This window comes from Leucobacter celer subsp. astrifaciens (assembly GCF_001273835.1).
GTDB classification, from domain to species: Bacteria; Actinomycetota; Actinomycetes; order Actinomycetales; family Microbacteriaceae; genus Leucobacter; species Leucobacter celer.
On sequence record NZ_JHEI01000133.1, the window covers coordinates 20,210 to 32,817 of the forward strand.

The 12,608-nt window shown below is 70.0% G+C and carries 7 protein-coding genes; 5 read left to right on the forward strand and 2 right to left on the reverse strand.

The features are described 5' to 3' along the window. Positions 1–161 precede the first annotated feature (161 nt). The 3 genes from AMS65_RS02585 to der are packed head-to-tail and all read left to right on the forward strand — an operon-like array spanning position 162 to position 3,657. The gene (locus tag AMS65_RS02585; RefSeq protein WP_083451427.1) at positions 162–1,304 is read left to right on the forward strand and encodes a prephenate dehydrogenase; all 1,143 of its coding nucleotides are present in this window, start codon (positions 162–164) and stop codon (positions 1,302–1,304) included. Then, positions 1,289–2,077, forward strand: coding sequence for a (d)CMP kinase (cmk, locus tag AMS65_RS02590; protein ID WP_083451428.1), 789 nt, complete (start codon positions 1,289–1,291; stop codon positions 2,075–2,077). Before AMS65_RS02585 ends, cmk begins: the two co-directional genes overlap by 16 nt. Further along, a complete protein-coding gene (gene der, locus AMS65_RS02595) occupies positions 2,077–3,657 on the forward strand; it encodes a ribosome biogenesis GTPase Der (protein ID WP_193787001.1) in 1,581 nt (526 codons plus the stop codon). Before cmk ends, der begins: the two co-directional genes overlap by 1 nt. 356 nt (positions 3,658–4,013) lie before the next feature. On the opposite strand, the gene AMS65_RS02600 is transcribed toward der, so the two are convergent. Then, complete coding sequence (locus AMS65_RS02600; RefSeq protein WP_053382621.1) at positions 4,014–6,557, reverse strand: S8 family serine peptidase; 2,544 nt, start codon at positions 6,555–6,557, stop codon at positions 4,014–4,016. A 283-nt stretch (positions 6,558–6,840) separates the two neighbouring features. Between AMS65_RS02600 and AMS65_RS02605 the strand changes: the two genes are divergently transcribed. Together AMS65_RS02605 and AMS65_RS02610 are read left to right on the forward strand one after the other, a co-directional pair. Further along, the gene (locus AMS65_RS02605) at positions 6,841–10,650 is read left to right on the forward strand and encodes an S-layer homology domain-containing protein (RefSeq protein WP_157502025.1); all 3,810 of its coding nucleotides are present in this window, start codon (positions 6,841–6,843) and stop codon (positions 10,648–10,650) included. Between the two features lie 158 nt (positions 10,651–10,808). Then, positions 10,809–11,723: a DUF817 domain-containing protein gene (locus AMS65_RS02610; RefSeq protein ID WP_394324715.1), complete on the forward strand. Its 915-nt coding sequence runs from the start codon at positions 10,809–10,811 to the stop codon at positions 11,721–11,723. Positions 11,724–11,782: 59 nt separating this feature from the next. Here AMS65_RS02610 and AMS65_RS02615 read toward each other — a convergent pair whose 3' ends face one another. Next, positions 11,783–12,211 carry a DUF4190 domain-containing protein gene (locus tag AMS65_RS02615; RefSeq protein WP_083451430.1) on the reverse strand — a complete coding sequence of 143 codons (429 nt, stop codon included), beginning with the start codon at positions 12,209–12,211 and terminating at the stop codon, positions 11,783–11,785. Positions 12,212–12,608 lie beyond the last annotated feature (397 nt).

Below are 12,608 nucleotides of genomic sequence, written 5' to 3' on the forward strand. Positions count from 1 at the left end.
AAGGGCAATCCGCACGGTCGCGGCGGGCCCGGCGCGACGGGCGGCGGCCGCGCGAAACCCGGGAGTTCGGGCGACACGGGCGGCGAGGCCGGCGGACGCGGGCAGAATGGGCAGCAGGGTTCTCGGAAACCCCGCACCGACGGACGGAAACGGAACGGCAGATGAACGAGTTGAGGATCTCGACCCCCGGGATCGCCCGCCAGAGCGATGGCGGGCGCGGGGCGCTCGCCGCACGCACTCGCGGCTCCGTGCACGTGATCGGCGCGGGCCTGCTCGGCGCGAGCGTGGGCCTGGGGCTGCGCGAGCGCGGCGTCGAGGTGACCCTCGAGGATCTCTCGCCGACCACGGTGGCGCTCGCCGCCGACTACGGTGCCGGGCGGGTGCGCACGGCCGAGGACGCGGCTCCGGCGCTTGTGGTCGTGGCGACGCCGCCCGACGTCGCCGCCGACGTGATCGAGCGCGCCCTCACCACGTACCCCGACGCGGTCGTCACCGATGTCGTGAGCGTGAAGCTCGCCCCCTTCGTCGAGCTCACGCGGCGGGGCGTCGACCTCACCCACTACGTCGGCTCGCACCCCATGGCCGGGCGGGAGCGGGGCGGTGCGATCATGGCGCGCGCTGACCTCTTCAAGGCGCGGCCCTGGATCATCTGCCGCGACGAGGAGACGCCCGCCGATGCGCTCGCGCTCGTCGAGGCCGTGGCGCTCGACCTGGGCGGAGTGCTCATCGAGATGACGCCGGAGGAGCACGACCGCTCGGTGGGGCTCGTCTCGCATCTGCCGCAGGTGGTGTCGACCCTGCTCGCCGCGCGCCTCGTGCCCGCGACCGAGCAGGCGATCGGGCTCGCGGGGGCCGGGCTGCGCGACACGACCCGCATCGCGGCGAGCGATCCCGAGCTCTGGGTGCAGATCCTCGGCGCCAACCGGGAGCCCGTGGTGGAGCTGCTCGACGGCTTCAGCGCGGACCTCGCGGCGTTCGCCGACGCGCTGCGCGACCCCGAGCAGACCGGCGCCAAACGGCGCATCGCCGATCTGCTCGCCGCCGGCAACCGGGGCGTCGCGCGCATCCCCGGCAAGCACGGATCGTCCGAGCGCTTCGCGACGATCAACGTGCTCGTCGACGACCGGCCGGGCGAGCTCGCGCGGCTGCTCACCGAACTCGGAGAACTGGGCATTAACATGGAAGACTTGCGCCTCGAGCACTCGCCGGGCGCGCAGATCGGTTTCGCGGAGATCGCGGTGCTGCCCGAGGTGGCGGAGCGCGCGGTCTCCGATCTCGTCGAACGCGGATGGAGGACGCTGTGAACGATGCTGCACCCGAGGCGCTGAGCACCGCCGGCGCCGCTTCGGCGACGGATCCGATCCTCGTGGCGATCGACGGGCCGGCCGGCAGCGGCAAATCGAGCGTGTCCCGCGCGGCCGCGACGCGGCTGGGGTTCGGGATCCTCGACACGGGTGCCGCCTATCGTTCGCTGGCGTGGGCCGCACTCGAGACGGGGGTCGATCTCGACGACGAGGCGGCGGTGCTGGGGCTGCTCGACGCGTGGGAGTACTCGACGACGCTGCTCGGCGAGCAGCGCATCGGCGTCGTCCTGGGCCGCCGGGTGAGCGAGCGCAGCGAGTCGCAGCCCGCGGCCCCTATCGACGTCACCGCCGCGATCCGCGACCACGCGGTCAGCGGGCAGGTCAGCCGCGTCTCGAAGCACCCGGGGGTGCGCGACCGGCTCAACGCGATGTTTCGCGAGATCGTCGCCGAGTCGGGGTTGCCCGGCGTGGTCATCGAGGGGCGCGACATCACGACGGTCGTTGCGCCGGACGCACCCGTGCGCATCCTCATGACGGCGTCGCCCGACGTACGGGCGCAGCGCCGTGCGGGCGAACTCGAGGGGCTGTCGCACGAGCAGGTGCTCGCGGACATCGCCGCGCGCGACGCGAAGGATGCGCTCGTGGTGGACTTCATCAACCCCGCACCGGGGGTGACGCTCGTCGATACGAGCGAACTGGACTTCGAGCAGTCGGTACAGGCTGTGGTCGATATCGTACGAGCGGCGCAGAACGTCGCGGAAGAGAGCAAATGATGAGCGAGCAGAATCCCGGGACGGGCGCCGAGCAGGACGGGCCCGAGGTCTTCGACGTGGCCGCGGTCTCCGAGGATGAGATCATCGTCGGCGACGACTTCGACGACGACGGCATCACCTTCGCCGAGGGCGACGAGGTCACCGAGGAGGAGCGCCTGCGCGCCATGCGCTCGAACCTCGACAGCTTCGAGCTGGAGGAGGACGACCTCGCGATCATCGGCGAGGACGGCGAGTTCCTCGGCTTCCGCGAGCCCGTCGCCGAGACCCTGCCGGTGGTCGCGATCGTCGGCCGCCCGAACGTCGGCAAGTCGGCGCTCGTGAACCGCATCCTGGGTCGCCGCGAGGCCGTGGTCGAGGACGTCCCCGGTGTCACGCGCGACCGCGTGACCTACGCGGCGGAGTGGGGCGGCACCCGCTTCAGCCTCGTCGACACCGGCGGCTGGGAGCCCGACGCCAAGGGCATCGACGCGTCGGTGGCTCTGCAGGCCGAGGTGGCGATCGAGCTCTGCGACGTCGTCATGTTCGTGGTCGATTCCCGCGTGGGCCCCACCGCGACCGATGAGCGCGTCGTGCAGCTGCTGCGCCGCACCGACAAGCCCGTCTTCCTCGTCGCCAACAAGGTGGACGACGCGGTGCTCGAGGCGGAGGCCGCGCAGCTGTGGTCGCTCGGCCTCGGCGAGCCGCACGCCGTCTCCGCACTGCACGGCCGCGGGGTCGCCGACCTGCTCGATCAGGTCGTCGAGGCGCTGCCCGAGGAGTCCGCGGTGGCGCAGCCGAAGCTGCTGGGGCCGCGCCGTGTCGCGCTGCTCGGCCGCCCGAACGTGGGCAAGTCGAGCCTGCTGAACAAGGCCGCCGGCGAGGAGCGGGCGGTCGTCAGCGACCTCGCAGGCACCACTCGCGATCCCGTGGACGAGCAGGTCGAGATCGCGGGCCGCGTGTGGACCTTCGTCGACACCGCGGGCATCCGTCGTCGTGTGCACCTGCAGAAGGGCGCCGACTTCTACGCCTCGCTGCGCACCGCGGCGGCGCTGGAGAAGGCCGAGGTCGCGGTCGTGCTCCTCGACGTGACGCAGGAGATCAGCGATCAGGATCTGCGCATCATCGACCTGGTGCTCGAGTCGGGCCGCGCGCTCGTGCTCGCGTTCAACAAGTGGGACATGCTCGACGACGATCGCCGTCGCTACCTCGAGCGCGAGATCGAGCAGGATCTGGCGCACGTGGACTGGGCGCCGCGCGTCAACATCTCGGCGCGCACCGGCCGCCACCTGGAGAAGCTCGTGCCGGCGCTCGAGACCGCGCTCGAATCGTGGGACACCCGCATCCCGACGGGCAAGTTCAACGCCTTCGTGGCCGAGCTCGTGCAGGAGCACCCGCACCCGCTGCGCGGCGGCAAGCAGCCGCGCATCCTGTTCGGCACGCAGGTGCAGAACCGCCCGCCGACGTTCGTGCTCTTCACCTCGGGCTTCCTCGACCCGCAGTACCGCCGCTTCATCCAGCGCCGCCTGCGCGAGCGCTACGGCTTCGAGGGCACCCCCATCATCCTCAACATGCGCATCCGTGAGCGACGACAGCGACGTTAGGAGCTAGGGTCGTCGCTCCGAAACAGCCATTTCTGGCTGTTTCGAGGATGCGCCGCAGTCGTCTCGACTGCGGTGAGCATGCCGAAGGCATTCCTCAAACACTTCCGTGAGCGCAGGGCCCGGCGCTCGCCGGTCCCCGCGCCGGGTTCCGTCATTCTGCGCGAGCGCAGCGAGTCGCAGAATCCAGAGCTGCGGCTCCTGCGACTGCGTTCGCTGGGCTCTCTCCGCGCAGGATGACGGGTGGGGTGTCGACCGGTCGAGCGCGCCGCGGGTTGAGCGAGCGGAGCGAGTCGAAACCGCGTTCCTCCGTTTTCGACTGGGTGCCGTGTGCGGTGCGAACCCCGGCCCGAGTCCCGCTAACGGGCGATGCGGTAGAGGAAGGCCGACATCGCCTCGCGACTGGTCGAGCGGAGAGGCTGGTACTGCCGCCCCGACGAGGTCCGTACCCCGGTGGAGATGCCCGTCGAGCCCATCCAGGCGATCTCGCGATAGAACTTGTGCGAGGTCTCGACGTCGACGAATGCGCTGCGTTTCGGGGCGGTGAACCGCTTCGCGCCCTCGGCTCGGTACAGGAACGCGGCCATGGCCTCGCGTGTGGTGGCTTTCTTGGGCTGGTACAGCAGCAGCGACCCCTGTTTCACACCGGTCGAGATCCCCCGCTCGCGCATCCAGGAGATCTCCTTGTAGAACTGGTGCGTCGGCGGGACATCGGCGAAGGAGCTGCGCTTCGGCGGCGTGTAGTCGTTCTTCGGCACATACACGCGGTAGAGGAACGCGGCCATGGCCTCGCGCGTGGTGGCCCGCTTCGGCTGGTACGCGAGCCCGGCGGGCGTGCGTACACCGGTGGAGATGCCCGCCGTCGCCATCCAGGAGATCTCCCGGGAGAACTTGGCGCCCGGCGGCACGTCGATGAAGGAGATCGGCCGGGTCCGGTCCGGCTTCGTGTCATCATCGGGTTTCGACGGAGGCTCGGGGGTAGGCTCCGGTTCCGGCACGGGTTCCGGTTCCGGCGGCAGCTCGGCGAGCGGAGGCTCGGTCGACTGCGCGACGGCGCGCGCCGAGATCGGGAGCCGTGAGGAGCGGGCCTCGCCCTGCCAGACGATCTCGCCGTGCTGCCAGGTGTCGAGCGGAGCGTCCGTGCGTGTGAGCGTCAGCGTGTAGCTGCGGGTCTGCCCGGCCGCGGTGAAGCTCAGCGATGCGGGGGAGACCGTCGCGTCGAAGCCGGGCAGGCGCGCAGCGGCGATGTAGTCGCCGGCCGAGGTCGAGGTGACGGTGCGCGTCACGGTGCGGGAACCGACGAGCTGCGCGACCGCGAGGCTCGGCTGGTTGATGTCACTGCCGTGAATCGGGGTGGCACGACTGCCCGTGTCGACCCCGAGGCCGTTGAGGAACCCGTACCAGTCCTCGACGCCCGATTCGTAGACGAAGGGTGCGTCGAGCGCCGTGTTCGGGGAGATGCGGCCCGCGCCGTCGGTGAAGTGGTCGAGATTCTCCTCGCCGCTCTCGGTGCGGGTGGGGAGCGCGGTGCCCATGATCGCCGACTTCACCTCGGACGGTGTCGCGTGCGGGCGTTCGGAGAGATAGAGGGCGGTGAGCCCGGCGACGTGAGGCGCCGCCATCGAGGTACCGCTGTCGCGGCGGTACGCCGGCGCGCCGCTCGACGCGCCCCCGGTGTCGTTGCGAGTGGCAGCCCAGATCTCGGTCCCAGGGGCGGAGATGTCGGGCTTGAGCACGTTGCCGCCGGCCGAGACGGCGGGCCCGCGCCCCGAGGTCTCGGAGACGGCGGGCGCCTCGGGATCCCGCATCAGCGTGTCGGCCGCGACCGTGGTGAGCCAGGGCTCGGTGTGGTCGACGGTGGACGGCGAGGGTCCGTTGTTGCTCGCGGAGGCGACCACGGCGACCCCGGCCGCGGCGGCTCCCAGCAGCGCGCGATCGACCGGGCCGCTCACCGTGTCGTCCTGGCCGGACCCCCGGCCCAGCGAGTAGTTGAGCACGTCGACGCCGTCGGCGACCGCGGCCTCGATCGCGGCGAGCTGATTGCTCTCGGCGCACGTGGGCAGGCCGAAGAGCCCCGGCCAGCAGGCCTTGTAGATCGCCAGCTTGGCGGCGGGCGCGACCCCGACGAGCTCCCTCGTCTCGCCCGAGATCGCGGCCTGCACGCGGTTGCCCGCCACCGTCGAGGCGGTGTGCGAGCCGTGCCCGAGCGTGTCCCGCGGCGAGCGAACGCTCGCGGCGCCCGAGGAATCGAAGTAGCGCGCGGTGATCACCTTCGTCGAGCACATGTCGGCGGTGAAATCGGTGCCCGCCACGCACTCGCCGGTGAAGGTCTGACCGTCGGCCTTGCGCATGCTGATCCTGCCGGGGGCGGAGTAGTGCGGCTGCGTCGGGTCGCTGCCGAGCTGCGGGATCGGGTCTCCCTGGAACATGGGGTTCTCAGGTGCGAAGCCGCTGTCGATCACTCCGACGACCACGCCCCGACCGGCTCCGGCCTCGCCGCCGACCTGCTGCCAGAGGCCGCCCTCGGCGTCGATCCCGAGCGCCTGGGTCGCCGTGTGCAGCACGTCGAAGCCGTCCGGGGTGATGCTGCGCACCAGGTCGCTGCCCTCGAGCTCTGCCAGCTGGCCCGCGGTGAGTTCGGCAGTGAAGCCGTTGAAGACGCGTGTGAAGCTCTGCTCCGGTTCGCTGCCGACCTCCTCCGCGAGCTGTTCATGTACCCGCTCGTAGGTCTCGGCCAGTTGTCCATTCGGCCGGTCGACGGAGCCGTCGTCGAACATCGGCCCGGCGTCCGCGGCGGCCCCCAGTACCGATACCGGCGGTGCGGCCAGCTCCACGATGTACCGTTCGGGGGCATCAGGGGCCGGGAACTCCTCGGCGTGGGCCGGTACGACCGCGGTCGCCACCGCCGCTATCGAAATCGTGGCTGTCAGGGCACATCTCAGGGGAAAACGCATCGATCACTTCGGGTCGAGGGTGGGGAGGGACGCCGGGCGCGGTTGCGCGGCGTCCGGGGCGGGGTCGGCGGGAGGGTCGATCCTGCGAATCCTCATCATACTAAGGTTATGCTAACCTTTGTCTGCTGACTGCGCCCGCTCTCCAGCCTATCCGATCGTGCACTCGCCGCCGCGGAGATGGGCCGGCTTTCGCATGCGCGCGGTCCTGTTCGAAGAGATCAGAGAGGACACCATGTCTCATTCCAGGTACGCTGCAGCTCCGAGCGCCGCAGCGGCGCCCCCGTCCGCCGCATCGCGGCGAGGACTCCGGCGCTGGACCGCCGGCGCCCTCGCCGCGCTGATGGCCGGGTCGCTGCTGCAGATCGCGGCCCAGCCCGCATTCGCCGAGGGCGAGGATCCCGGAACGCCCGCGGAGCAGCCGTACACCGCGGTCGCCTCGTTCGGCACCGGCGTCGCCCCGACCGATCTGCAGGTGAGCGCCGACGGGGGCACGGTGCTCGTCTACTCGGAGCCCGAGGCGAAGATCGTGGCCTTCGACGTCTCGAGTTGCGACTTCAGCGGGGCCGAGTTCGCGGCTGTCGACTGCCCCGAACTGTGGTCGGCCGACCTCGCCGCGGACCCCCGCGGCTGGCAGGTCGACGCGGCCGGCGAGACGCCGCAGATCACCGTCGTCTCGCAGAACGGCGCCGACGCGCAGGTGCAGCGCTACGCCGTATCCGATGGCACCGCGATCGGCGAACCGATCGCCGTCGCGGGCACGGAGGCGCACGGCGTCGCCACCGTGCCCGCGAAGGAATTCGCGTACGTCTACGGCACGTCCGGTGTCGTGCCGGTGAACCTCGCGGATGGCACCCAGCTGGACACCATCGCTCCGCGCGGCGATGGCGATGTCGCCTACAAGGCGGGCCAGAGGGCCATCTTCACCAACTCGTTCTCGACCGGAAGCGGCGCGAACACCTCCTCGAGCGGCTTCGTCTACGCGGCCTACGGCGAGTACCTGACCACCGTGAACGTGGAGACGAACACCCGCGTCGAGACGACGCGCAGGCTCACGACGCCGGCGGCGCTGTCGGACGCCGGCCCTGTCGCCGCGACGCCCAGCCGGTTCTCCGTGCCGGGCTTCTTCGCCACGGGCGGCGAGGGCACCTACCGTCTCGCGGGCCTGTCCTCCCAGCAGCTCCACGGCCAGGAGATGAACGGCGTCTACTTCTACAACGTGCTCGTCGGAGGATCGGTGTCGACCGGCGCCATCGCGCCGGTCGCGGCCGACCCGCGCGGGCTCGCGCAGGTGAACGGCGAGCAGCTCGCCCTCGCCTCCACCGCCTCCGACAACTCGGTGTCGGTGATCCCCGCTCACGAGATCCAGAACAAGACCCCGATGGCCGTCACGCACGTCATCGATCTCGATGCGCTGGGCGTGACGAGCGAGGGCACTCAGGACATCGGAGCGCTCGCCGTCTCCGAGGGCGAAGGCGGCGTCACCGCGTTCGTCGCCAACCCGGTGTCGCAGAAGATCACGGTGCTCGAGCGTCGCGACGGCGAGCTGAACCCGCCGGTCGCTCCGGAGCCCGAGCCAGAGCCCGAGCCCGAGCCCGAGCCGGAGAACCCCGACCTGCCCGAGGCGGAGACGGTGCTGAAGATCGGCAAGACGGTGCGGGGCGGATACAACCTGCTCACCGGTTCGATCGATCCCGCCAACCAGCGCGTGTGGTTCCCCTTCAACTGGAGCGCGCAACAGCAGGCTCCGGGAGCCGTCGGCTACCTCGACACGGCGACCGGTGAGGTCTCCTCGAACAAGTACCTGCTCGAGGATCTGCCGGACACCTTCAACCCGAACTACAGCAGCAGCTACTGCGCGATCTCCCTCGAGTACGTCGCGCGCCACGCGCCGATGCCGATCGAGAACATGGTGACGGATCCGCGCAGCGGCAAGACCTACGCCATCCACGGCCGCGGCGCCGCCGACCGGGCCGGGCTCGAGAGCCACTTCTCGGTGATCGATCCCGCCACCGGCGAGGTCGAGAACCACTACGGCACACCGTGGAATCCGTACTCCACGATCCTCGACGAGGCCAACAACGCCATCTGGGTGGTCTCGGGCACCGCGACCTCCGCCCCGCCCCGTCTCGGCGCGGGCGTGTACCGCATCGACATCGCCACCAACGAGGTCACCAAGGTCGACGCCCCCATCCTGACGAGCCCGGAGGAAGCCGCACTCAACCCCACCACCGGCAAGCTCTACGTGGTGAACACGGTCAGGCAGGGCGACAAGCTCGTGGAGACCACGCACGTGATCGACACCGTGACCGGCGAGCTGACGCCGGAGATCATCCACATCGGCGGCGCGCTGGTGGTCGACCCCGAGTTGAACCGCCTCTACTCGTTCAACGGCAACGTCACGGTGATCAACCTCGACACGAACAACTTCTTCGAGCAGTGGAACACGGGCATCGGCACCTCGAGCCGGGTGGTGCTCAACCCGACCACGCACGAGATCTACATGACGCACTCCGACCGGAACGCGCTCATCGTGATCGATCCGATCAACTACCGCACCACGCAGCTGGTCGACTTCACCAAGGCGGGGATCACCGAGGACGGAACGACCAGCAACGGCCGTTGCGCGAACACCGCCGGCGTGCAGGTGGATCCGAACACCAACCAGGTCTTCGTGAGCCACCCCTACTCCGACCAGATCACCATTCTCGACCGCGTGGGCGAGGTGCCCGACATCGGCGACATCCAGGACCCCGAGGGCTGGCCGATCCCCGCTCCCGAGGAGTCGACCGGCGAGGAGCCCGAGGCTCCCGAGACCGGCGACCCGGCGGAGGCGCCGAAGACCGCGGTGCAGGCCGATGCGGGCACCCTGAGCTGGGCCATCTCGGAGTACACGAAGACCTTCTCGACCCGCTTCGCGTTCAAGCCCGCCACCTTCGCGGGCGACGGCACCTTCACCTTCGCCGACGGCGAGGGCTGGTACGACGAGAAGAGCGGGCGCCTCTACGCGCAGTGGGGCGGAAGCGTGCAGTACAAGCCGTACGGCTCGATCGCGCCCGTCGAGTTCGTGTTCGCCAATCCCGAGCTCACGGTCTCGGCCGAGGGGAGAGGTTCGTTGAGCTTCGACGTGCGCTGGAACAACGGCGCGGGCAAGACCTCGGAGTTCGAGCGGGTCGAGGTCGCGACCTTCGACGCAGCGGTGAAGACCGCCGGCGGCAAGGCCACCATTTCGGTGACGCCCGACTACGCGGGACGCGAGTACGTCAACGAGGCGACGGGCAAGACGCACGCGAGTTCGTTCCCGCAGGAGTTCATCGACTTCCTGGATCCCGACATCCGCGCGTGGTGGTTCGAGAGCGGCGCCTCGCTCGATCGTTTGAAGCCGCCCACGGTGCTCGACCTGAGCTTCGCCCTCGCGACGGGCGAGCCGGAGCCCGAGCCGGAGCCCGAAGTGCCGGGCAAGCCCGCGGCGGTGAAGTTCTCGGACATGCAGAAGGGCGACAAGTTCTACACCGAGATCGCCTGGATGGCATCCGAGGGCATCTCGACGGGTGTGAAGCAGCCGAACGGCACCTTCGCGTACCAGCCGAAGAACCAGGTCACGCGCGAGGCGATGGCGGCGTTCCTCTACCGCCTGTACGCCCCGAAGAACTACGTCGCGCCGAAGGCTTCGCCGTTCGCCGACGTGAAGCCGGGCCAGAAGTTCTACAAGGAGATCTCCTGGATGTACCAGTCGAAGACCTCGACGGGCATCACGCAGGCGTCCGGGAAGCCGAAGTTCCAGCCGAAGTCGGGGATCACCCGCGAGGCGATGGCGGCCTTCATGTACCGGATCGACACCGAGAAGAAGCCGGCGGCGCCGAAGGCTTCGCCGTTCGCCGACGTGAGGCCCGGTCAGAAGTTCTACCGGGAGATCGCGTGGATGTCGCAGAGCGGCCTTTCGACGGGCATCTCGCAGGGCATGGGCAGGAAGCCGATCTACGCGGCGAAGAACAACGTCACGCGCGAGGCGATGGCGGCGTTCCTCTACCGCGCTGAACGCTGACGGGCGCGCACGAGTAACGCGGAGTCCCGAACGGCTGCTTCACTTCCGATGAAGCGGCCGTTCGGGACTCCGCGTTTCACCAGAAGTGCGAGCCGCGGCCGCCCGGCCCTGGTGCCGGCCTCGGAATGCCCTCAGACAGCACCGGCTAGCCTCGGAGGGTGGCGCCTTCCGAGACCTCCGACCCCGCTGCGGACCCGCGCCGCGGCCTGACCCGCCCCGAGGCGGCGATCGACCGCGCTGCGCATCGCCTGCTGCAGGGGCGGCCGGAGCGCGGACCGCGGCACGTCTTCGTCGAGTGCGCGGTGTTCGTGCTCAAGCAGGCGTGGGCGTGCGTGTTCGGCGCGCTGCTGCTCGCGGTGATCGTGGCCGCGCGGCTCTGGTACCCCGACGACGCCCCGCTGGCCCGCAACGACGCGCTGACGATCGCGGCGATCCTGATCCAGATCGGCATGCTGGTGTTCCGTCTCGAGAGCGGGCGCGAGCTCTGGGTGATCGTGCTGTTCCACATCACGGGCACGGCGATGGAGCTCTTCAAGACCGACGTCGGATCGTGGGCCTACGAGGCCGAGGGGGTGCTGCGCATCGGGGCCGTGCCGCTCTTCAGCGGGTTCATGTACGCGGCCGTGGGATCGTACATGGTGCGCGTGTACCGGCTGCACGATCTGCGCTTCGACCGGTATCCGAGGGTCTGGGCCACGACCCTCGTCGCCGTGGGCATCTACGTCAACTTCTTCAGTCACCACTACATCTGGGACCTGCGCTGGGTGCTGCTCGCGCTCGTCGTGCTGCTGTGGTGGCGCACGGTCATGCACTTCCGCGTGTGGCGGGTCACGCTGCGGGTGCCGCTGCTGCTGGTGTTCGCGGGGGTCGCCGTCTTCATCTGGCTGGCCGAGAACATCGGCACCTGGGCCGGGGCCTGGCTCTACCCGCACCAGGAGGGCGGCTGGGAGCTCGTCTCGCCGCAGAAACTCGTGGCCTGGTTCCTGCTGATGATCATCTCGGTGGTCATGGTGACCTGGGTGTACCAGCCGCGCCCGCCCGAGGTTCCCGAGGGATCCGCGGAGCGGGCGTAGGGGGCGCCGGCCGGAGCGGGCGCAGAGCGCGCCTGCCGGAGCGGGCGCAGTGGCGAGGATCAGGCGATGAACGGGATCGTGAAGAGTCCGAAGGCGAGCAGCGACAGCACCACCAGCGCGACGAGCACGGTGAGGGCCAGCATGACGCCGTTGAGCCAGACGCCCCAGAGCGCGAGGGTGCGCTCGGTGGTGCGGCGGCGCAGGGCGATGATGCCGAGGATCAGGCCGGTGATGGGGGCGATGAAGGTCCAGCCGCTGACCACCGAGGCTATGCCGAGCACGAAGCTCGTGATGGCGAAGCCGCGCGAGTCCTCGGCAGCGGGCTGAGCGAACTGCATCGGCTGGCCGGGACCCGACGCGTTGCCTGCGGCGAAGTCTGCTGCGGCGCCGTTCGCGCCGGGCTGCTCGACGCGGGGGATCTGCGTGGTGCCGTCGGCCTGGGCTGCGAGGGCGGTGGTGGTCTCGGGGGTGAGGGCTGCGGTGGTCATGAGCGGTGTCCTTTCGATTGAGGATCGGGGTGTTCCTTCGTGATGCCTCAACGCTACGCTCGCAGCCCTGCCGCCCGCGTCCTGCCCAGGTATCGGGATCCTCGTACCGGGGTACTACTTTGGAATCCGTTCGTGCCACGAGTGAGCGCGAATGGTTCGAGAAACCCGAGGATCCGAACCGTTCGCGCTCACTCGATGATGGGGTACCCCGGTTCTGGACCCCGGGGGCCGGGCCTCGTGCGCCGGCTGCCCCGATCCCGGCCCCCGATGTCGGTCTGGACTCCGACACTTCGCTCGGCTCTCACCGTTCTTTCGGATCAGAGCGCCCGATTCGATCCGAAAGAACGGTGAGAGCCGAAGCGTCGGGGTGGGCAGGGAGCAGGCCGGGCGAGCGGAG